The organism is Saccharopolyspora thermophila (assembly GCF_014646075.1).
GTDB classification, from domain to species: Bacteria; Actinomycetota; Actinomycetes; order Mycobacteriales; family Pseudonocardiaceae; genus Saccharopolyspora; species Saccharopolyspora thermophila.
Window position 1 is genome coordinate 734,606 of record NZ_BMMT01000001.1, and the last position, 19,987, is coordinate 754,592.

The 19,987-nt window shown below is 70.9% G+C and carries 20 protein-coding genes and 1 tRNA gene; 7 read left to right on the forward strand and 14 right to left on the reverse strand.

What is annotated here, in order from left to right; all coding sequences use genetic code 11:
- Nucleotides 1-18 precede the first annotated feature (18 nt).
- Together IEY17_RS03290 and IEY17_RS03295 are read right to left on the reverse strand one after the other, a co-directional pair.
- On the reverse strand, nucleotides 19-1,716 hold the full coding sequence (locus tag IEY17_RS03290) for a hypothetical protein (protein WP_188985185.1): 1,698 nt from the start codon (nucleotides 1,714-1,716) through the stop codon (nucleotides 19-21).
- A gap of 221 nt (nucleotides 1,717-1,937) precedes the next feature.
- A tRNA-Leu gene (locus IEY17_RS03295) sits at nucleotides 1,938-2,011 on the reverse strand.
- A gap of 148 nt (nucleotides 2,012-2,159) precedes the next feature.
- On the opposite strand from IEY17_RS03295, the gene IEY17_RS03300 reads away from it, so the two are divergent.
- Nucleotides 2,160-2,381 carry a DUF3618 domain-containing protein gene (locus IEY17_RS03300; RefSeq protein WP_188985187.1) on the forward strand — a complete coding sequence of 74 codons (222 nt, stop codon included), beginning with the start codon at nucleotides 2,160-2,162 and terminating at the stop codon, nucleotides 2,379-2,381.
- A gap of 40 nt (nucleotides 2,382-2,421) precedes the next feature.
- Here the strand turns inward: IEY17_RS03300 and IEY17_RS03305 are convergent, their stop codons facing one another.
- The 9 genes from IEY17_RS03305 to IEY17_RS03345 all read right to left on the reverse strand — a co-directional run bounded on the left by IEY17_RS03305 (nucleotide 2,422) and on the right by IEY17_RS03345 (nucleotide 10,623).
- Nucleotides 2,422-3,138, reverse strand: a complete 717-nt coding sequence (locus IEY17_RS03305; RefSeq protein WP_188985189.1) for an MOSC domain-containing protein — start codon at nucleotides 3,136-3,138, stop codon at nucleotides 2,422-2,424.
- 52 nt (nucleotides 3,139-3,190) lie between these two features.
- Nucleotides 3,191-3,865 carry a TetR/AcrR family transcriptional regulator gene (locus tag IEY17_RS03310; RefSeq protein ID WP_229679793.1) on the reverse strand — a complete coding sequence of 225 codons (675 nt, stop codon included), beginning with the start codon at nucleotides 3,863-3,865 and terminating at the stop codon, nucleotides 3,191-3,193.
- A gap of 45 nt (nucleotides 3,866-3,910) precedes the next feature.
- Entirely contained in the window at nucleotides 3,911-4,225 is a 315-nt protein-coding gene (locus tag IEY17_RS03315; RefSeq protein WP_188985191.1) for a hypothetical protein, read from the reverse strand.
- Between the two features lie 88 nt (nucleotides 4,226-4,313).
- Nucleotides 4,314-4,898, reverse strand: coding sequence for a nucleotidyltransferase family protein (locus IEY17_RS03320; RefSeq protein WP_229679794.1), 585 nt, complete (start codon nucleotides 4,896-4,898; stop codon nucleotides 4,314-4,316).
- Between the two features lie 112 nt (nucleotides 4,899-5,010).
- On the reverse strand, nucleotides 5,011-5,499 hold the full coding sequence (locus tag IEY17_RS03325) for a nucleoside deaminase (RefSeq protein WP_188985193.1): 489 nt from the start codon (nucleotides 5,497-5,499) through the stop codon (nucleotides 5,011-5,013).
- Between the two features lie 66 nt (nucleotides 5,500-5,565).
- The gene (gene pucD / locus IEY17_RS03330; RefSeq protein WP_188985196.1) at nucleotides 5,566-7,866 is read right to left on the reverse strand and encodes a xanthine dehydrogenase subunit D; all 2,301 of its coding nucleotides are present in this window, start codon (nucleotides 7,864-7,866) and stop codon (nucleotides 5,566-5,568) included.
- A 62-nt stretch (nucleotides 7,867-7,928) separates the two neighbouring features.
- Nucleotides 7,929-9,290, reverse strand: coding sequence for an 8-oxoguanine deaminase (locus IEY17_RS03335; protein ID WP_188985198.1), 1,362 nt, complete (start codon nucleotides 9,288-9,290; stop codon nucleotides 7,929-7,931).
- Nucleotides 9,287-9,763: a (2Fe-2S)-binding protein gene (locus tag IEY17_RS03340; RefSeq protein WP_188985200.1), complete on the reverse strand. Its 477-nt coding sequence runs from the start codon at nucleotides 9,761-9,763 to the stop codon at nucleotides 9,287-9,289. The genes IEY17_RS03335 and IEY17_RS03340 overlap by 4 nt, the downstream gene beginning before the upstream one ends.
- Nucleotides 9,754-10,623 (reverse strand): FAD binding domain-containing protein, encoded by an 870-nt coding sequence (locus IEY17_RS03345; protein WP_188985202.1) that lies wholly within the window; start codon nucleotides 10,621-10,623, stop codon nucleotides 9,754-9,756. The genes IEY17_RS03340 and IEY17_RS03345 overlap by 10 nt, the downstream gene beginning before the upstream one ends.
- Nucleotides 10,624-10,918: 295 nt before the next feature.
- On the opposite strand from IEY17_RS03345, the gene IEY17_RS03350 reads away from it, so the two are divergent.
- The 4 genes from IEY17_RS03350 (at nucleotide 10,919) to IEY17_RS03365 (ending at nucleotide 15,453) form a co-directional block, all read left to right on the forward strand.
- Complete coding sequence (locus tag IEY17_RS03350) at nucleotides 10,919-12,427, forward strand: PucR family transcriptional regulator (RefSeq protein ID WP_188985204.1); 1,509 nt, start codon at nucleotides 10,919-10,921, stop codon at nucleotides 12,425-12,427.
- Between the two features lie 284 nt (nucleotides 12,428-12,711).
- Nucleotides 12,712-13,926, forward strand: coding sequence for a type III PLP-dependent enzyme (locus IEY17_RS03355; RefSeq protein ID WP_188985206.1), 1,215 nt, complete (start codon nucleotides 12,712-12,714; stop codon nucleotides 13,924-13,926).
- A 98-nt stretch (nucleotides 13,927-14,024) separates the two neighbouring features.
- A complete protein-coding gene (gene speD / locus IEY17_RS03360) occupies nucleotides 14,025-14,420 on the forward strand; it encodes an adenosylmethionine decarboxylase (protein ID WP_188985208.1) in 396 nt (131 codons plus the stop codon).
- 160 nt (nucleotides 14,421-14,580) lie between these two features.
- Nucleotides 14,581-15,453, forward strand: a complete 873-nt coding sequence (locus IEY17_RS03365) for a spermidine synthase (RefSeq protein ID WP_188985210.1) — start codon at nucleotides 14,581-14,583, stop codon at nucleotides 15,451-15,453.
- Between the two features lie 69 nt (nucleotides 15,454-15,522).
- On the opposite strand, the gene IEY17_RS03370 is transcribed toward IEY17_RS03365, so the two are convergent.
- Nucleotides 15,523-16,590 carry a hypothetical protein gene (locus tag IEY17_RS03370; RefSeq protein WP_188985212.1) on the reverse strand — a complete coding sequence of 356 codons (1,068 nt, stop codon included), beginning with the start codon at nucleotides 16,588-16,590 and terminating at the stop codon, nucleotides 15,523-15,525.
- Nucleotides 16,591-16,693: 103 nt separating this feature from the next.
- Here IEY17_RS03370 and rbsK point away from each other — a divergent pair, with 103 nt between their 5' ends.
- Nucleotides 16,694-17,596 (forward strand): ribokinase, encoded by a 903-nt coding sequence (gene rbsK, locus IEY17_RS03375; protein ID WP_188985214.1) that lies wholly within the window; start codon nucleotides 16,694-16,696, stop codon nucleotides 17,594-17,596.
- 92 nt (nucleotides 17,597-17,688) lie between these two features.
- Here the strand turns inward: rbsK and IEY17_RS03380 are convergent, their stop codons facing one another.
- On the reverse strand, nucleotides 17,689-18,033 hold the full coding sequence (locus tag IEY17_RS03380; protein ID WP_188985216.1) for a histone-like nucleoid-structuring protein Lsr2: 345 nt from the start codon (nucleotides 18,031-18,033) through the stop codon (nucleotides 17,689-17,691).
- Nucleotides 18,034-18,397: 364 nt separating this feature from the next.
- On the opposite strand from IEY17_RS03380, the gene IEY17_RS03385 reads away from it, so the two are divergent.
- Nucleotides 18,398-18,850, forward strand: a complete 453-nt coding sequence (locus IEY17_RS03385; RefSeq protein ID WP_188985218.1) for a histone-like nucleoid-structuring protein Lsr2 — start codon at nucleotides 18,398-18,400, stop codon at nucleotides 18,848-18,850.
- 297 nt (nucleotides 18,851-19,147) lie between these two features.
- On the opposite strand, the gene IEY17_RS03390 is transcribed toward IEY17_RS03385, so the two are convergent.
- Nucleotides 19,148-19,348 carry a hypothetical protein gene (locus IEY17_RS03390; RefSeq protein ID WP_188985220.1) on the reverse strand — a complete coding sequence of 67 codons (201 nt, stop codon included), beginning with the start codon at nucleotides 19,346-19,348 and terminating at the stop codon, nucleotides 19,148-19,150.
- Between the last annotated feature and the right edge of the window lie 639 nt (nucleotides 19,349-19,987).

Below are 19,987 nucleotides of genomic sequence, written 5' to 3' on the forward strand. Positions count from 1 at the left end.
CGGCCAGGAACCGGCACGTCAGTCGTCGTCCGCCGGGATCAGCGGGCCGGATACCAGACGGACGGCGATCGGCAGCTCCGCGGTCAGGTCGGAACGGACCAGCGAGTAGGTGTCGCGGAGCCACGCGATGCGTTCGTCCTTGGTGTACCTGCCCACGTTCTCCTGGGACAGGTTCAGGTCGAGGTCGGCCCGCTGGAGCGTCCGCTCGATGACATCGATGTTGTCGGCATCGATGTCGTTGCAGGAGATGCCCATTTCCAGGCCCTCCCTGATGTGGCGGCGGGTGATCTTGGGCGGCAGGTCCCGAGGGCCGGTGTCGAGCACGCTGCCCTTGGGGATGCTCTTCAGCGCGTAGTAGCCGTACATGTGGAACGACACCTCGCTGCTGAAGTCCACGAATCCGTTGGCGTCGTCGACGTCGAAGAACGCTTCGAGCAGGTACACCTCGGCGGCTTCGACGTGATAGCCGTGGTTGTGCAGCTCGTTGGCGAACCAGCGGATGCACTCCTGGTTGGGGGTCGGATTCCGCAACGCCTCGCGATAGGCGTTGATCGCCTCCTTCGCCTGACCAAGCCACCCCAGCTGCCGCGCGTACAAGGGCAGGAGCACGCCGCGTTCGTCGCGCTGCCGGGCGGATTCGAGGATCTTCATGCCGTGTTCGGTCTCGTTCTCCCGGTAGAGGATCTCAGCCAGGAAGCCGATGTCGTTCACCGCCTTGTCGGCATCGAATCCGGGCAGCAGCTCGGCAGTTTCCAGGTCGATGCCAGCCCAGGCAGCCAACTGCTTCTTCGCCTGCTTTCGGGTGTTCGCATCCCGGCTTCGCGAACGTCGCTGGACCAGGGCCTGGAGCATGTCCTTGTCGGTGGGAAACCGGGCGAGTCCCTCGGCCAGCAGTCCCTCGGTCACCGCTTCCAGACCGAGGGACAGCGCCAAACCGGCCAGTTTCTGGAAATCGCGCGGGGCGATGAAGTGCGAGGAGGTGAGCAGTGCCTCGACGGCGGCGAGGAAATCCGCGGAGTTCCGTGCGGCAGCCGCTTCGTCGGCATCGCGCATGATGTGCTCCGGGAGTGCCCGGTTCTGCGCTGCCTGCCGCAGCTGCCGGACCAGGTCGCGGACGTCGGTGTCGGCCAGGTCGATCCCGGTGCTGTCCTGCTTCTCGCGCCGGCGGTAGCGCTCCAGATCCTTGCGCGCCTGCTCCAGCTCGCGCCGCAGGTCAGCGTCGCTCGCCGACCGTGCCTTGGCCAACAGGTCCGGCGGCAGTTCCGGGTACCAGTCGTGCACCGGGCTGTGCGAAGGGGGGAACTCGACCGGCTCGTCGGCCGGACCGATCTCCTGCAGCGTGACGCGCAACTGCTCGGTCAGCTGGACGATGTCCTCGGGTGAACCGCTCCGGTAGGACAGCACCCGGTAATAGCCGAGGTCGAAGGGAACGGCCTCGGTGCGGGATTCGTCGATGAGCAGCACGGTGCCGGATCGGCGCAGTGCGTGCCGGACGCCGAGTTCGTAGAAGACGTTCGGGTTCAGATCGGTGAGGTCGGCAATGACGAGGTCGGCCTCCGCGAGGTACTTGACGGTCTCCTTGTTGATGTTGCCCGGCTGGTTGATCTTGTCGCCACGCACCGGCTGGTAACCGAACCCCCTGACCTCCTGGGCGATGAACTTGTAGATCGCGTCGAAGTGGGCGTGCTCGGGGCTGTCGGTGCTCTTGATGGGCATGGCCACGAAGCAGACACGGTCAGCGGTTTGTGCGGAGGACTGTGTCATCCACGGGCTCCTCGAGGAACGGTCGACGGTTCCTCGAGACATAGCAGAGTTCCTGCCGGCGGACGGGTGGTTTCGACTCGATCCACGCGGTCGGCCCAGCGTGTTTGCTCCCACCGCGGGCATCGGCAGACCGGCGGTGTACAGCCTGCTGCTCCCGGCCGGCAGGAAATCCGTGGGGCCGGAGAGACTCGAACTCTCACTGGCTAGGACCTAAACCTAGTGCCTCTGCCAATTGGGCTACGGCCCCGATCGGGCCAAGCCTAGCGCGTGGTGTGATCTTGCCGGCAGGGGCCGTTCCCTGACCGGGTGTCGGGCACGACACGCGAACCGCTGGTGCGGTGGCGTCCCACTGGTGCTCTACGGTGTCAGCAGCCAGGTGAACGTGAGGAGGACGCGTGGCCCGTGATCCAGACGCCATCGAGCGTGACATCGAGCAGGCCCGTGAAGCGCTGGCCGCCACGCTGGACCGGTTGAGTGAGAAGGCGCACCCGAAGCGGTTCGTCGAGTACGGCAAGTCCAGCGTGCGGGACAAGCTCGAGGACCCGAGGGTGCGCTACGCGCTCATCGGTGTCGGCGCGCTCGTCGCCATCGTGGTGGTGCGCAACCTGTTCCGGTGACCCGGGTCGCCGGGGTGCAAACCACCCCGGTGCCCCGCGGTCAGCGGACCGCGACGGGGTCGCCGACGCGCACCGTGCCGGGCTTGGTGACGCGCATGATGACCCCGAACTTGTTGTCGTGGCGGCCGATCAGGTGGGTCTGCAGGTCGCGCCAGCGTTCCCGCCCGGTGGCGTCCCAGCTGGGCACGGCGCAGCGGATGCACGGTCCCGCGTCGTCGCCGGTGACCGCCAGTTCGACCTCGCCCGCGGTGAGCGTGGTGCCAGCGCCCCACTCCTCCTCCGCGAACGCGGGCAGGTCCGTGGTGACGTGCAGGTTCGTCCGGAACCGGCGGAGGTCGACGTCCGCACCCAGCTCCTGGTCCAGCGCGGCCCGGGACGCCTCGAAGGTGACCAGCACGGTGGGGCCGCGGTCCTGCTGGCCGTCGGCGGCGTGCAGGCTGAGTGGGATGCCGAGCGCCCCGGCGAGGGCGTCGGCGAGGCCGGGGTCCTTCCACGACCACTCGGTGCCGTCCGGGGCGTGCAGGGTCGGCGGCTCGGTGGGGTCCGCGGTCTCGCCGTAGGCGGCCGACCAGCTGAGCATGGTGGGGTTCTGGCGGACCGTGAGGACGTTGCCGGCGCGGGTTGCGCGCTCGTCGAGCAGCGCGTAGGCACGGTCGCCGGCCATGCCGCGCTCGTCGAAGCGGGCCGCTCCGACGAGCTCGCCGCGCAGCGACTTCACCGGCCAGCGAGTCAGTTCGGTCACCGATCCGTGCGCCACGCAGACCTCCTTCGAACGCGTGTCCCCACCCTATCCGGTCGGTGGCGGGCGGTCAGCGGTCGTTCCGGGTCGCGCGGCCGCGCAGGAGGGGCAGCAGGGCTTCGTGCAGGATGCGGTCGACGAATCGGGTGTCCAGCGGTTCGTCGGTGAGCATCAGGCGGTAGAGGAGCCCGGCGCCGGCCAGTTCGACGACGGTGTCGATCGGTGCTTCGGGGCTGATCTCACCGCGCCGCACGCCGCGCTCGACGATGCGCCGCAGCACGTCGCGCTGCGGCAGCAGGAACGACTCGCGGAACGCCGCGGCCAGCTCCGGTTCGTGCGGCAGCTCCCCGACCAGGGCCTGGGCGGCCTTGCCGACGGGGCCGGTGAGGAACGAGGCGAACGCGCGGAGGAACTCGCCCAGGTCGGCTTCGACCGAGCCCCGGTCCGGTTCCGGGATGCTGCGCTGCACCAGCTGGTTGCAGGTGTCGATGACCAGGTCGAGCTTGGAGTCCCAGCGGCGGTAGATGGTGGCCTTGCCGGCGCGCGCGTGCGCGGCCACCGCGTCCATGGTCAGCGCCCGGTAGCCCACCTCGGCCAGCACCTCCATGGCGGCCTGGCGCAGCGCCGCGTCGCGACTGGCGTCCCGCGGGCGTCCCCGACCGGCGGGCGGCCGGTTCGGTTCGGCGCTGGCCACCGCTGCGTCCTCCTCGCGTGCACTGCTCGTCGGAGCCTTCACGACGCTCATCCTAAGCGGCACCCCGTCTTCGTCCACTGTGCACGCATTTTCGGGTCAGCGCGCACCGCGGCCGTGCAGCGCGGCGCTGCCCGCGGCGGCGGCAGCGGCCTGCCGGGTGGTCTCGTCGGAAAGACCGTGCCGGGCCTGCAGGTAGGCGGTGGTGAAGGCGAAGCCGTCCCCGTCCAGCAGGTGGATCACCACCCGGCCCGCCGAGCCGCGGGAGAGCTGTTCGATGAGCTGGTCGACCTGGTCCCGGGCGGCGAGGAGCCCCGGGGCTCGGGCCGTGCGGTGGTCGGTGCCGGCCGAGACGGTGACCGTCCAGTCATCGCCGTCGGGCACGTAGTTGGCGGTGATGGGTTCTGCGGCCATGCGTCCCTCCGCCTCCGTCCTGCTCGGGCGTTGGTGTGACATTGCTCACCGTGAGTCCCTTCCGGGCGGTCACGCGTGGCCGTCGACTCTACGGGTTCGCGCGGCGCAGGTCTTCCGGGCGGTCCACGTCATAGCCTTCCGATACATCGTCACAGGACACCAGCGTCACCGTGCGTGTTCGGAGGTAGTCGCGCGCTCCCGCGTCGCCGGTGGCGGCGGCGTGCGCACCGGTCCAGTGGTCGCGGCCGAGCAGCACCGGGTGGCCGCGGGTGCCGTGGTAGGACGCGGCGGCCAGGGCGGTGCGTCCGGCGCGGGCGGCGACGCGGCGGACTGCCTCCGGCCCGACCCCGGGCATGTCCACCGGCAGCACGAGGGCGGCCGCGGCGTCGGTGGTCGCCAGCGCGTCGAGGGCGGTGCGCAGGGACGACCCCATGCCGCTCGCCCAGTCGGGGTTGACCACGACGGTCGTGCCGGTGAGCGCCGCTCGTTCCCGCACCTCGTCGGCGGCGGCACCGAGGACCACCACGACCGGGTCGCAGCCGCCTTCGGCCAGCACCCGCGCGGCCCGGTCCACCAGCAGCTCCCCGCCGTGCTCCACCAACGCCTTCGGCATACCGAAACGCCGACCGGCGCCCGCCGCCAGCACAACTCCCGCCACGTCCGAGGTCCTCACCCGAGGCAACGTACGCCACATCACCGGATCGGGGTATGCGTGGAGGGCACCACATCGCGGGGCGTCCGTGGCGGCCCGGGTTCCCGGGTTTGCTGAAGTTGGGGCTTGGTGGTCAGTAGGCCACCCGGTCGGGTTTGGTGCGCCAGGCGTCGAAGGCCGCGTTGCGGTTGGGCATCTCGACGCGGTGTACCGGCGTTGGCGTCGACGCCTCGGGGTCGCGGAAGACCTCGTAGAACGCGCGGTCGTCGAACCCGGCCGCGGCGGCGTCGTCCCGGTCGGCGGCGAACAGCACCCGGTCCAGCCGCGCCCACAGCGCGGACGCCAGGCACATCGGACACGGTTCGCACGAGGTCACCAGCACGCAGCCGTCCAGTTTGAACGTGCCCAGTGCGCGGCAGGCGTTGCGGATCGCGGTGACCTCGGCATGCGCGGTCGGGTCAAGGTCCACCGTGACCCTGTTGGTGCCGGTGGCGACGACCTCGCCGTCGCGGACGACCAGCGCGCCGAAGGGGCCGCCGCCGCTGTCCACGTTGGTCGTGGCGAGTTCGATGGCCCGCGCCATCCACTCCTGCTCGGCGCTCGTCGCGACGTCCACGGACATCAGTTGCTCCTGTCTCGGAAGGGTGCGCCAGCGGTGGCCCGGAACCACCGCCGCGGCGGGTACGGATCAGACGATGTGCTCGGGAGCCACCGGGATGTGCGGCAGTTCCCTGCCGGTGGCCGCGCGGATCGCGGCGACCACGGCCGGGGTGGCGGAGATCGTCGGCGGCTCGCCGACCCCCCGCTGCCCGTAGACGGCGTTGGGGTCGCCGCGTTCGATGACGTCGATCTCCATCGGCGGCATGTCGAGGATCGTGGGAATGAGGTAGTCGGTGAAGGACGGGTTGCGGATGTGGCCGTCGACGACCTTGATCTCCTCCATCACCGCCAGCCCCAGGCCCTGCGCGGAACCGCCCTGGATCTGGCCAATCACCGCATCCGGATTGATGGCCTTGCCGACGTCCTGGGCGCAGGCCAGCTGCACCACCTTCACCAGGCCGAGGTCGAGGTCCACGTCGACCACCGCCCGGTGCGCGGAGAACGCGTGCTGTACGTGCACCCGCTCGCTGCGGCCTGTCTCGTCCATCGGGAAGGTCTCCCGATGGTGGAACTCGCGGGTCTCCTCGATGACGTCGTCGCCGAGCACCTCCACGAGGTCGGCCACCACGCCGCCGGTTTCCGACACGACCTTGCCGCCCTGCAGCGACAGCCGCGCCGGATCGACGTCGTAGCGCTCGGCGACCCGCGCGAACAGCACGTCGCGCACCGCGTCGCAGGCGGCCTTCACCGCGCTGCCGGTGACCAGGGTCTGCCGCGACGCGGAGCTGGAACCGGCCGGGCCGACGCGGGTGTCGTTCGGGTGAATGGTGACCCGCTCGACGCCGAGCTCGGTCCGCGCGATCTGCTGCTGCACGGTCACCAGACCCTGGCCGACCTCGGCGGCGGCGGTGTGCACCATCGCCGCCGGTTCACCGCCGATGACCTGCAACCGCACCCGGGCGGTGGAGAAGTCATCAGCGCCCTCGGAGTAGCAGATGTTCTTGATCGTCACGCCGTAGCCGACGCCGCGCACCACGCCCTCGCCGTGGGTGGTGTTGGACGCGCCGCCGGGCAGTTCACGGATGTCCACCGGGCCGGTGCGTTCCTCGGGCATCGGCAGCGCCCGCACCCGCTCCAGCAGTTCCGCCACCGGCGCCGGGTAGTCCAGCACCTGGCCGGTGGGGATCGAGTCGCCCTGCTTGATGGCGTTGCGGATGCGCAGCTCGACCGGGTCCATGTGCAGCGCCGCGGCGAGCTTGTCCATCTGGGACTCGTAGGCGAATGTCGGCTGCACCGCGCCGAGCCCCCGCATCGCGCCGCACGGCGGGTTGTTGGTGTAGACGCCCCAGCCCTCGATGTCGACGTTCGGCACGACGTACGGGCCCACGCCGAGCGTGGTCCCGTTACTGACCACGACCGGCGTCTTCGAGGCGTACGCGCCGCCGTCGAAGTACTGGCGGGCCTTGACGTAGACGAGCCTGCCGTCGCGGGTCGCGCCGTGCTCGTAGTACATCGTGGCCGGGTGCCGGTGCACGTGGCCGTAGAACGACTCCTCGCGGGTGTAGACCATCTTGACCGGTTTGCCCAGGCGCAGCGCCAGCATGCACACGTGGACCTGGATGGACAGGTCCTCCCGGCCGCCGAACGCGCCGCCGACCCCGGACATGGTCATCCGCACCTTCTCCGGCGGCAGTCCCAGCGCCTTCGCGGTCTGCCGCAGGTCGGCGTGCAGGTCCTGGGTGGCCAGGTACAGGTCGATGCCGCCATCCTCGGCGGGGACGGCCAGACCGGACTCCGGGCCCAGGAACGCCTGGTCCTGCATGCCGACCGTGTACACGCCGGACACCACAACCTCGGCCGACGCGTTCGGATCACCCTTGACGATCTTCTGGTGGCGCACCACGTTGCCGCCCGGGTGCAGCCTGGGCAGCGTGTCGTCGTGCGCGGCCCGCTCGGCGTCGAGCACCGGCTCCAGGACCTCGTAGTCGACGACGATCTTCTGCAGCGCGCGGCGCGCCGTCTCCGGGTGGTCGGCCGCCACCAGCGCGACGGCCTCGCCCTGGTAGCGCACCACGTCGGAGGCCAGCACCGGCTGGTCGGCGTACTTCAGGCCGTACCGGTTTTCACCGGGCACGTCGTCGGCGGTGAGCACGGTCTGCACTCCGGCCATCGCCATCGCCGGGCCGATGTCGATCGAGCGGATTCGCGCGTACGGGTGGGGGCTGCGCAGCGTGGCACCCCACAGCATGTCCTCGGCCCACAGGTCCGAGGAGTAGGCGTACTCGCCGCGCACCTTGAGCGCGCCATCGGGCCGCAGCGGCGATTCGCCGATGCCGCCGCTGATGGCGTCGTTGAGCTCCTGCGGACTGCGAGCGGGCGCGTGGCGCATGCGGACACCTCCAGTGTTCTGCGGGCCCGCACCCGGTTGGCGTTCACGAGCGGGCGCGTGGGTCATGCGGCCACCTTCCGGGTGCGGATCCGGGCATCGGCCCGATGGAGTTGCTGGGTGAGATCGGTTTCCGGCACCGACGTCAGGCGACCGCCGTCGACCACGACGGTGCCGCCGCGCAGCAGCCGGTCCAGGGGCGGCAGCCGACCGAGGACCAGCGCCGCCACCGGGTCGGCGATGCCCGCGTGGTCAAGGCCGTCCAACCGCCAGACCGCGATGTCGGCGAGCTTGCCGGGCTCCAGCGAGCCCAGTTCGTCGTCGCGGCCCAGGCAGCGCGCCCCGCCGCGGGTGGCCAGCCGCAGCGCGTCGCGCACCGACAGCGCCTGCGGCCCGTAGCGGGCGCGCGCCGTCAGCAGCGCCTGCCGCATCTCCTCGCCGAGCCCGCCGGCCTCGTTGGAGGCGACCCCGTCGACCCCCAGCCCGACGGGGGCACCGGCGTCCAGCAGCGGCCGCACCGGCGCCACCCCCGCGCCCAGTCGGCCGTTGGAGCTGGGGCAGTGCGCCGAACCGGTGCCGGTCGCGCCGAACCGCGCGATCGCCGAGTCGGACAGGTGAACGGTGTGCGCCAGCCACACGTCGGGGCCGAGCCAGCCGAGCTCGTCGGCGTACTCGACCGGGGTGCGGCCGAACTCGGCGCGGCACTGCTCGACCTCGTCGACGGTCTCGGCGAGGTGGGTGTGCAACCGGACCCCGTTGCGGCGGGCCAGTTCGGCGGCCTCGCACATCAGGTCGGTGCTGACCGAGAACGGCGAGCAGGGGCCGACCGCGACCCGTACCCGGGCGCCCGGTCCGGGATCGTGGAACCGGTCGATGGCTTCCTGGGTGCCGGCCAGCGCGGCGTCGAGGTCCTCGACGACCGAGTCCGGCGGCAGGCCGCCGTGCGAGCGCCCGCGGTCCATGGAGCCGCGCACCGCGTGCAGCCGCACGCCGATGCGCTCGGCCGCGGTGACGACCGCGCCGAACACGTCGCCCCCGCCGCGCGGGAAGACGTAGTGATGGTCGGCGGCCGTGGTGCAGCCGGAGAGCGCCATCCGGGCCAGGCCCGCCGACGCGGCGGCGTGCGTGATCTCCTCGTCGATCCCGGCCCACACCAGGTACAGCTCGGTGAGCCAGCCGAACAGGGTGGCGTCCGCGGCGTATCCGCGGGTCGCCCACTGGTAGAGGTGGTGGTGGGTGTTGACCAGTCCCGGGGTCACCAGGCAGCCGGACGCGTCGATGCGCCGCACCGGCCCGTCCTGCGGGGGTGCCGAACCAGAACCGACCGCGGCGATGCGGTCCCCCTCGATGACGACGTGGCCCTCGGCGAACTCGGTGCCCGAGTCGTCCACGGTGACCACGGCGCCACCCTCGATGACCATGCTCATGCGCCCGCCTCCGCGTTGCGCCGGGCGGCGAGCCGGACGGCGTCCAGGATCTTCTGGTAGCCGGTGCAGCGGCACAGGTTCCCGGCCAGCGACTCGCGGATCTCCGCGTCGGACGGGTTCGGCCTGCGCCGGAGCAGGTCGTGGGTCTGCACCAGCAGACCGGGCGTGCAGAAACCGCACTGCACCGCGCCCGCCTCGACGAACGCCTCCTGCACCGGGTCCAGCTGCTCGCCGGCGGCCAGGCCCTCCACGGTGCGCACGTCGCGGCCCTCCGCCTGCCCGGCGGCGACCAGACACGCGCACACCGGCACGTCGTCCAGGTAAACCGTGCAGGAGCCGCATTCGCCCTGCTCGCAGGCGTTCTTCGAGCCCGGCAGGCCAAGCCGCTCGCGCAGCACGTACAGCAGGCTCTCGCCCTCCCACACGTCGTCGGCCTCGTGCGGTCGTCCGTTGACGGTGAACGTCAGGCGCATTCCTGCCTCCCGGAACAGTGCTCGTGCCAGACCCAGGACAGGGTCCGGCGGGCCATCACGGCCAGGGCGTGGCGGCGGTAGCCGGCGGTGCCGCGCACGTCGTCGATCGGCGACGACGCCTGCGCGACCAGTTCGCCGAAGCGGCGGGCAACCGAGTCCTGCAGCGGGCGGCGGCCCGCCCAGTCGAGCTCGGCGGCCAGGAACTCCTCGGCCTCCGGCGCGCGGCGGGGCGTCGGCGCGGCCGAGCCGATCCCGGTGCCCACCCGCTGCTGCTCCGGGTGCAGCGCGATGGCGAAGGTGCACACCGCGATGACCATCGCGTTGCGGGTGCCGACCTTGGAGAACTGCTGCGGGCCGGTCGCCGGGGCGATCCGCACGGCGGCGATCAGCTCGTCGGCGGCGAGCGCGTTGCGCTTGACCCCGGTGAAGAACTCCGCCGCCGGGATCAGCCGCGTGCCGCGCACCGACTCGACCTCCACCTGGGCGTCCCCGGCCAGCAGCGGTGGGTGCCCGTCACCGGCGGGCGAGGCGGAGCCGAGGTTGCCACCGAGGGTGCCGCGGTTGCGGATCTGTGGGGAACCGACGGTGCGGCTGGCGATGGCCAGGCCGGGCAGCCGGTCGCCGAGTTCGTTGATCAGGCGCGTGTAGGGCAGGCCGGCGCCGATGCGCAGCACCCCGTCGACCTCCCACCAGTCGGCCAGCTCGGGGATGCGGGTCAGGTCCAGCAGCGCGTCGGGGCGGCGGCGGCCGAAGTTGATCTCGACCATCACGTCGGTACCCCCGGCGATCGGTGTCGCGCCGGGGTGCGCGGCCTTGGCTTCGAGCGCCTCCCGCCAAGTGGCGGGGCGGAGGAAATCCACGGGTGTACTCCTCGTCACGGCCGGTGAACGGTGTGATTCAGTACACAACCGGGGTGCTCGTGCTGGCTAGCGGCGGAAACCCCGAAAAAAGGTTCCGGTCGCCCAGGCGCGGTTGTACCTTTCTACAAACGCGGCAGGCCCCGTTGCGCCGTCCGGGGCACGGCGTGCACGACAACGGATTCCTGCCCGGGCCCGGAGGGTGCGACCGCCATCACCGGGTACAGGCGTTCCGTGGCCTGACGAACGCGGCGGGCGGCGCGCTCCCGGGCACGGGCCGGAGCTCTGAGGAGCGCAGGTGCTGCTAGGCGATCTTCTTTCCGATCCGGAGCTCGGTCTGGTGCTGCTCACCGGCGCGGAGCAGATGGACCGGCCGGTCCGCGGCGTGTACATCACCGACCTGCTGGACCCGCGGCGCTACCTCAGCGGCGGCGAGCTGGTGCTCAGCGGGCTGGTGTGGCGCAACGACCCGAGCGACTCGGAGAAGTTCGTCGCCGCGCTGGTCGACGCCGGGGTGGCCGGGCTCGCCGCGGGCACCGCCCGCCTCGGCCACGCCCCGCCCGACCTGGTGCAGGCGTGCCAGCGGTACGGGCTGCCCGCCTTCGAGGTGCCGCTGACCGTCAGCTTCACCACGCTCGCCGACCGCGTCCAGCGCCGCTTTGCACCGCGCCGGGAGCTGGTGTCGGCGGTGGCCGCCGGCGCCAACCTGGACCGCGTGCTGCGGATGGCCGCCGACGAGCTCGGCGCGGACTGCTGGGTGGTGTCGGCGGCCGGGTGGGTCGTGGGAGGCACCGCCGAACTCGCCGCGGAGACGCGGCGGGCGGCGCTGCGCGAGTTCGCCACCGGGCACCTGCCGCGGCCGGTGCGCGGCGACGAGCCGTGCGTGCTGTGGCCGGTTGAGTCCGACGCCGAGCCGCGCGCCGCCGCCTGGTTCGTGCTGGCCCGCGGCGAGCTGGCCGCGTGGGACGAGGAGCACGAGGCCATCGCCACCGACCTGGGCACCGTGGTGGCGCTGCTGCGGGCGCGGGTGGAGGAGACGCGCCGCATCGCCGGGCGCTCGGTGGAGGCCGCGCTGCGGCGCCTGCTGGACGGCACCTCCACCCCGGCCGAGGTCGCCGCCCGGCTGGAGACCGCGGGCCTGCCCACGGGCCAACCGCTGCGGGCGGTGGCGCTCAGTGCCGGTGACCAGGCCGCGTCGACGACGTTGTTGCGCGAGATCGCGGCGGCCACCGGCCTGGCCTCGGTCACCGCCGCGCTCGGCGAGGGCGCAACGGCCCTGTTCGTCGCTGACGCCCACCACCTGGCCGACCTGGACGTGCGGTTGCGCGGCATCGTCGCGGACGCCGAGCTTGGCCTGGGCGAGCGGCGGCTGGCCGTGGGTGTCAGCGACGTCACCCCGGCCACCGCGCTGCGCGGGGCGCTGGAGGAGGCCGGGTACGCCCGGCGGCTCGCGCAGCGCCGCCCGGGCCGGGCCGAGGTGGTGGCGGCGGCGGAACTGGCCTCGCACGAGGTGCTGCTGGCGTCGATGCCGGACGAGCTGCGGCTCTCCTACCGGCACAGGTTGCTGGCCGAGCTGGTGGCCTACGACTCGGCGCACAACTGCGATCTGGTGCGGACGTTGCGGGTCTTCCTGGACTGCTCGGGATCGTGGTCGCGATGCGCCCAGCAGCTCCACGTCCACGTCAACACGCTGCGCTACCGGATCCAGCGCATCGAGGAGATCACCGGACGCGACCTGACGGACTTTTCGTCCAGAGTGGACTTCTACCTGGCGCTACAACTGGATCGCGCGATGACCGCGGAATGATCTGGATTCCGCGACGCCCGGGCGGCTGGAGGGGCCTGCGTCATTCGGACCGCGGTTTCCGGCGGCTGGTCACGCCACGTTGCTTTCCGGACACGCACCGCGATCGCGGCGTCGCTGGTTCGTGGGGGTACTCACAGTTGGTTCCTCTGTCGGGGGCAAGAGGTGGGCGGCGTTCGAAATCTGTCAGTGAGCGCGGTACCGTGCTTGGTCGCAGTTGGGCTCCCATGGGCGCTCGCCCGCACGACGAAAATCCGCTTCCCCCACCCGAGACGGAGGTACCGGGATTGACCGATCTGTCCGCCACCACCGGTGTGACGGACCGCCCGAGCGGCACCGCGCAAACAACCGATACCGCCGCCGACCCCATCCAGCAGTTCCTGGACCGGCAGCGACCCGAAACCCCTTGTCTGGTCATGGATCTGGCCCAGGTCCGGCAGCGCTACCGGCAGTTGCGCACCGCACTGCCCGACGCCCGGATCTGCTACGCGGTCAAGGCCAATCCCACTCCCGAAGTCGTCGGTGAGCTGGTCGGCCTGGGAGCGTCCTTCGACGTGGCCAGCCCCGGTGAGATCGACCTGTGCCTGGCCCGCGGCGCGGCACCCGAGTCGATCTCCTACGGCAACACGATCAAGAAGCGCCGCGACGTCGCGCGCGCCTACGAGCAGGGCGTCCGGCTGTTCGCCACGGACAGCGCCGCGGACCTGGCCAACATCGCCGAGGTCGCCCCGGGCTCGCAGGTGTTCTGCCGCGTCCTGGTGGACAACACGGGCTCCCGCACGCCCTTCGGCCGCAAGTTCGGCTGCACTCCCGAGACGGCCGCACGGCTGCTGCTGCGCGCCCGGGAACTGGGCCTGGACGCCTACGGCGTGTCGTTCCACAGTGGATCGCAGCAGCTGGAACCCGCCGCGTGGGAGCACGGGATCAGCGCCGCGCGCCGCGTCTTCGCCGACTGCGCCGAGCACGGGCTGCAGCTGCGGATGGTCAACCTCGGCGGCGGGCTTCCCGCCAGGTACACCGAATCCGCGCCGCCGCTGGCCGACTACGTGCGCCGCATCGAGGAGTCGCTGGACCACCACTTCGGCGACCGGCGCCCGGAACTGCTGGTCGAGCCCGGCCGGTTCATCGTCGGCGACGCCGGGGTGCTGCGCAGCGAGGTCGTGCTGGTCAGCGACTCCTGCGACGGCGAACGCCGTTGGGTCTACCTCGACATCGGCCGCTACAACGGCCTCGCCGAAACCGAGGGCGAGGCCATCACCTACCGGTTGCGCACCTCGCGCGACGGCGACCCGACCGGCCCGGTGGTGCTGGCCGGGCCCACCTGCGACGGCGACGACGTGCTCTACCAGCGCACCACCTACCGGCTGCCGATCACGCTGCGCGGCGGCGACTGGGTGGATCTGCTCAGCGCCGGCGCCTACACCGCCAGCTACTCCTCGGTGGGCTTCAACGGGTTCACCCCGCTGCCCACCTACTGCGTCGACGGCGATCAGCAGCCGTGATCGCCGCAGCGCCGCCACGCCGGCACCGCGAGCCGCGGCCTGCCGGAACCGCGTGCACACCTGCTCGCCGAATCTGCGAAATGATGGGAGGTCGATAGATGTCCGTTGACACCGGGACGGCACCGGTCGGGTTGTTCACCGGCCAGCATGTCCTCGCCGAGCTGGAGGGCGTTGACCCGGAACTGCTGGACGACGAGCAGTTCCTGCGGGACACCCTGCACCACGCGCTCGACGAGTCCCGCGCCACCGTGTGCCAGATGATCGCCAAGCGGTTCGAACCGCAGGGCGTCACCGTGTTGGCGTTGCTGTCGGAGTCCCACGCTTCGCTGCACACCTACCCCGAGGACGGCTCGATCTTCATCGACGTCTTCACCTGCGGGCACACCGCCCAGCCCGAGCGCGCGGTCCAGCTGCTCGCCGAGGCGCTCAAACCCACCACCCAGAACGTCAGGACCATCCACCGCGGCCGGGACTACTCCGCGCTCGTCTCCTGACGCCAGGAGGCCGTCGGCCGCCAGTTCTGCGAAGGTTGGTCCGCACCAGCGCGGCCAGGCGTGCGACTCCACCCGGCGCCGCACGCCTGGTGCCGAGCGGATCCTGCCACCGCACCAGGACCGCCCCACCCGGGCATTTCGACATCAAGGAGGAGCACCGTTGATCGAACTCGACGGGCACCGGTGGATCAAGGAACCCATGGGCGATGACCTGCAGCGCCTGTGGCGCATCGACGAGGTGCTGTGGGAGGGCGACACCGCCTACCAGCACGTCGTGATCGCCCGCACCGGGCAGGGCATCTCGCTGTTCTGCGACAACGACCGGCAGAGCACCGAGTTCTCCCAGCTGGTCTACCACGAGGCGATGATGGTTCCGGCGTTCCTGCTGGCCGAGCGGATCGAGCGGGTGCTGATCATCGGGTCCAGCGAGGGCGTCGCCAGCCAGATGGCGGTCGAGGCCGGGGCCAGCCGGGTCGATCATGTCGACATCGACGAGCAGTGCGTGCGGGTCTGCGCCGAGTATCTGCCCTACGGCTACAGCACCGAGGAGCTGGCGCGCGTGGAGCGCGGCGAGGGCCCGGTCAGGCTGCACTACGCCGACGGCTGGGGCTTCCTCGACCAGGCCCCGCCGGAGGGCTACGACATCGTGGTCGTCGACCTGCCCGACGAGCGGGTCGACGACACCGACGGCCAGCACAACCGCCTCTACGGCGAGGAGTTCGTCCGCCGCTGCCAGTCGGTGCTGGCGGCCGGCGGGGTGGTCGCGTTCCAGGCGGGCTGCCCGACCGTGTGGCGCAACCAGACCCTGATCCGCGCCTACAACCGGTTCCGCAACGTGTTCGACACCGTCGCCTACTTCGGCTCCGACGAGCACGAGTGGGCGTTTTTGTTCGGGCGCGTCGAGCAGATCGACGACCCGACGAACGTGATGCTCGAGGCGCTGCCGAAGTCGGCGTACCGCCCGAAGACGATCGACGACGCCAGCCTGATCGGCTGCACGGTGCCCCCGTACTCGGTCCGCCACCAGCGCTGACGCGACCGCGGCCCCCGCACCAGCCGGAGCGGGGGCCGCACTCCCGCGCAGTCCCCGCGGTGAAACGCGCTAGATGATCCCCAGATAGGGGTGGACGCCGGGGCCGCCGTCACGCGGCGTGAACCACTGGTCGAACGCCAGGCCCCGGGCGTGCAGGTCCGTCTCCACCTTCGCCACCCGCTCCGCCCGCTCCGGCTCCGCGTCCGTCAACGGCAGGTCCACCTCGTACAGCTCCTCGTACTCGGTGTCGGCGAACGCCCGCCCAGCGAACGCCGCGAACACCTGCTCGCTGTCCTCCCAGGTCATCAGCTCGGCGGCCTCCAGCAGCACGCGCGCCTCGTTGATGAACAACTGCAACGCGAACGCCTCGGCGACCGACCGCGGCGGCGTCCACCCCGGCTCGGTGAAGCGCACCGCCACCGCAGCCGAGGCCAGCAGGAACGCGCGGGCGAAGAACGCGTCGTAGCGGTGGTCGTAACAGGTCGGCAGCTCCTCCAGTACCAGCAGCCCCTCCACGTCGGCCACCGACGCGTTGTTGACCGCCAGCGCCAGCTCGTCGTAGAACACCTCGTCGGTGACCACCCGCACCGCGTGGATCAGCGCCCCGGCGGCCAGCGCCGCCGGCTGGCCCGCGATGCTGAACACGTCGAGATCGAAGGCCCGCAGCTGCGGGGCCAGCCCGGTCAGGTGCGCCCGCCAGTGCTCGAGGTCCATCGTCGGTTCGACCCCGGCCTCCAGCGCCTCCTCGACCGCCGCTTCCAGCTCGCCGTCGGTGTCGACGTCCGCCGCGGCCAGCCGCTCGTTGAACTCGTCCTCGGTGATGCGTACCTCCGAGTGCGCCACCGACCAGCCGACCAGCGCCTCGCTCTCGCTGATCAGCTCGTCCAGCACCGAGGCGGCCGCGTCCTCGGCGGCCAGCAGCGACGGCGCCTCCAGCGCCAGTACCACGTTCGCGCCGGTCGCGTGGACGGTGATGCGGTAGTCCAGCACGTCGATCTCGGTGTCCCCGGGGCCGCTGACCCCCTCGACCAGCGCGAGTTGGCGGTCCAGCACCGCCGCGATCCCCTCCTTCTGCAGCGGGTCGAACTCCACCACCCCGGTCGGCGGTTCGAGCTCCGCTGTGACCGCGTAATCCACCGTGCCTCGCCTTCTCCTCGCCGGTTGGTCGGCATGGTACGTCCTGGGACGGGGGCCGACTCGTCCAGTGCCCTGGCCGCCCCCCGTCCGCCATGATGAACCCGTGACGACGACTGTGGCCGTGTTCGGCAGTTGCAACATGGACCTGGTGGCCTACGTCGGGACCGCACCGAAGCGCGGCGAGACGGTGCTCGGCCGGGAGTTCCACACGGTGCCGGGCGGCAAGGGCGCCAACCAGGCGCTGGCCGCGGCGAAGGCGGGCGCGGCGGTGCGGATGATCGGCGCCGTCGGCGAGGACGACTTCGGCGCCGAGATCCGCGCCGTGCTCCAGAAGTCCGGTGTGGACGTTCGGGGACTGCGGACGGTGCCCGGGCGCAGCGGAACCGCGCACATCGTGGTCGACGACGAGGGCGGCAACTCCATCGTCGTCGTCCCGGCGGCCAACGCCGCGCTGGACGCCCTGGCTGACGGCGACGAGGACCTGATCGCCGGCGCGGACAGCCTGCTGCTGCAACTGGAAAACCCGTTCTCCGGGGTCGCGGCGGCCGCTGCGGCAGGACGACGCAACGGGGTTCGCGTGGTGCTCACCCCGGCCCCGGCCGCGCCGCTGTCCGCGGACCTGCTGTCGAAGGTGGATCTCCTGGTGCCCAACGAGCACGAGGCCGCGGTGCTGGCCGGTGCCGAGGATCCGCACCGGGCGCTGGCCGCGCTGCTGGAGCTGGTGCCGGAAGTGGTGATCACGCTCGGTGCCCGCGGCAGCCTGTACGGAGACCGCACCGGGACGTGGGTGGAGGTGCCGAGCTTCCCGGTGGACGCGGTGGACACCACCGCGGCCGGGGACACGTTCGTGGGAGTGCTGGCCACGGCCCTGGGCGAGGGCGCCGAGGTGCCCGAGGCGATGCGGCTGGCCTCGGCCGGGGCGGCCGTGTCGGTGCAGCGCGCCGGCGCCAGCAGCTCGATGCCCACTCGGGCGGAAATATCGGCCCTGCTGGCCGCGGGACATTGAATTACCGCAGGTTCACGGCCGCACCACGAGGAGTCATTGGCGGGCATTCACGGGCGGCCGGATTCGGCCCGCCGGCCGCCCGCGGTGACCGCTCACTGAGCGTTGTCGTACGCCTCGACGATCTCCGCCGGAATGCGGCCCCGGTCGGAAACCTGCATGCCCTGCTTGCGCGCCCATTCCCGAATGGCCTGGTTGCGTTCCCGGTCCGCGGTGGTCGGCGTCGACGACGCCTTGCCCGGCTTGGCGGCGGCACGCTTGCGACCGCCCGTCTTACGGGCGTGGGCGACGAAAGTGGCCAGCGATTCGCGCAGTTTCGCGGCGTTGTCGGCGGACAGGTCAATGGAGTAGCTGACCCCGTCCAGGGCGAACTCGACAGTGGTGTCGGCTGGTGTGCCGTCGACATCGTCGACGAGCTGAACGGTGACTTTCTGCGCCACGGTAACCCTCGATTCCGGCTCGATTCCCCTTACTTCCGCGCGCACGTCGCGCGCAGAAGAGCGAGCGAACAATAAACGATCGTCCGCAGAATGTTCCACCCGCGTCCGGCCTTTTCGGGGATGTGCGCTGCATTACTTTTCCGGATTGATGCCCGGCGGTTACTGTCCGTTGTCTGTCGGCCGCGCGGCGCGCACTCCGAGCGACACGTGACCCGCCTGGCGGTTATCCATCCGGCGCCGAGCTGTTCTATGGTTGGTGCGAGACAACCGCGATGCCGCGTGCTACAACGTCGGTGGAGGTCGCAGTAGTCTTGCCTGCAAGTGTCGCGGATAGAGGCGGGGTACGTTCCCGAGACAGGTGATCATGGCCGAGCGGATCCAGGTCGAACTCGTCGATGACATCGACGGGTCTCCAGCCAAGCACACCGTCACCTTCGCGCTGGACGGCGTGACGTACGAAATCGACCTGAACGACCGCCACGCCCAACACCTGCGCTCCGTCCTCGAGCGCTACATCAAGGTCGCCCGGGTGCCGAAGCCGGTGGTGCGCACGACCCGCCAGCAGGAGCGCGAGGAGAAGCAGGCCCGGGAGGTCAACAAGCAGCTCACCGAGCAGATCCGGGGCGCCGCCCAGCGCACCCGCGAGCACCTGAGCAAGAAGGCCGCCGAACAGGCCGAGCAGGTCGCCGAGGAGCCGACGGACACCGAGCAGGCGCTGTTCGTGGCGCCGGAGCTGAAGCCGAAGCCCAAGCCGAAACCGGACGGTCCACGCGTCCCCGCGGTCTCCATGCCGCAGTTCTCCTCGGCTGTCGACTGACCCGCCACCGGCCGCTGATGCCGGAGTGATCACGAGGTGTGAACACGGGGGGCGGCAACCGTGCTCGGCAGCAGCCTGGCCGCGGCGCTGACGCGGCAAGATGCGTTCGTCCATGGTGGACGCGATCCCCTCAGACCACGTACGCACCGCCCAGGCCAAGGGCGCGGGGAACAGGCGTGGGGGAGTGGCGCGTGATCGGCAATAACGGCCTGGCGCAACAACCTCACACCGTGCTCACCTCACGTGGTGGACCTGACTCCCACCCCAGCGGGAAACCTCCCAAGCTCGGTGGGCGGATCAGTCCTCGGCGCGGTGCCGTCGGGCCCGCCTTCGTGAGCCGGGGCCGGAGCGCCCCGTTTTCTTCGGCTCGGCCCTGGCGCGTTCGATCCGCTCCGCCAGCGCGGCGGCGAACTCGGGCGGGGCGCTCGGGCCCCAGTTGCGGTCTTCCGGGTCCATCAGAGTCTTTCGCAGCTCGGTGTAAATCGGTGTCGAGTCCACGGCACACCCCCCGTACTGACGGTCGTCTGGGAGGCTACCTGCGTGATCCGGGGGATTCGCGGTGGCGAAGCAGGACCACACGAACGTGGACGTCGTCGTGCGGCGCGCGACCACCGGGCGCGCCTCGTTCCCCGTCGGACTCCACCAAGATCGCCCCTGACCTGGCGCTTTGTCGTTGAAGGGGGGGTGCTTTCAGGGGGTGTTTCGGGGGTGTGTAGATTATTCCCCGTCAGCGCGACGCGGGCCGGGAAATCCGGGCCGGGCGTGACGGCGGGGTCGCGAACCAAGCTCCCACGGGTGAGTGGTAGAGTGGGCGAGCCCGAAAAATGACAGCACTTTGATGAAGTTAATATCGCTTGCGTGCGTTGAAAACCGGTGACTTGATGGTTTTCCGTGGTGAGAATTGGGTGGGACGGTGAAATCGACCCCCGGTTTGACAGCGGAAAGTGTGATGGTCTAAGGTTGGAGACATCGAAAGCGATGGAGGAAATGCTCGGCTGAGCGTTTGTGCTTGGTGTGGGCGTGTTCTTTGAGAACTCAACAGCGGACTGTTTTGGTTGGTGTTTTTGTTTGCCCCTGGCCATGCATTGTTGTGTGTGGTTGGTGGTTTCTTTGAGTATCACGCGTGCGGGCTGTCTT

Excerpts from the sequence above, each read along its gene's own strand:
- IEY17_RS03385 (WP_188985218.1), top strand. The coding sequence starts at position 18,398 with ATGGCCGAGCGGATCCAGGTCGAACTCGTCGATGACATCGACGGGTCT.
- IEY17_RS03325 (WP_188985193.1), bottom strand. The coding sequence starts at position 5,499 with ATGTCCGTGGACGTCGCGACGAGCGCCGAGCAGGAGTGGATGGCGCGG.
- pucD (WP_188985196.1), bottom strand. The coding sequence starts at position 7,866 with ATGCGCCACGCGCCCGCTCGCAGTCCGCAGGAGCTCAACGACGCCATC.
- IEY17_RS03335 (WP_188985198.1), bottom strand. The coding sequence starts at position 9,290 with ATGAGCATGGTCATCGAGGGTGGCGCCGTGGTCACCGTGGACGACTCG.
- speD (WP_188985208.1), top strand. The coding sequence starts at position 14,025 with ATGTCCGTTGACACCGGGACGGCACCGGTCGGGTTGTTCACCGGCCAG.
- IEY17_RS03290 (WP_188985185.1), bottom strand. The coding sequence starts at position 1,716 with ATGCCCATCAAGAGCACCGACAGCCCCGAGCACGCCCACTTCGACGCG.
- IEY17_RS03340 (WP_188985200.1), bottom strand. The coding sequence starts at position 9,763 with ATGCGCCTGACGTTCACCGTCAACGGACGACCGCACGAGGCCGACGAC.
- IEY17_RS03315 (WP_188985191.1), bottom strand. The coding sequence starts at position 4,225 with ATGGCCGCAGAACCCATCACCGCCAACTACGTGCCCGACGGCGATGAC.
- IEY17_RS03310 (WP_229679793.1), bottom strand. The coding sequence starts at position 3,865 with ATGAGCGTCGTGAAGGCTCCGACGAGCAGTGCACGCGAGGAGGACGCA.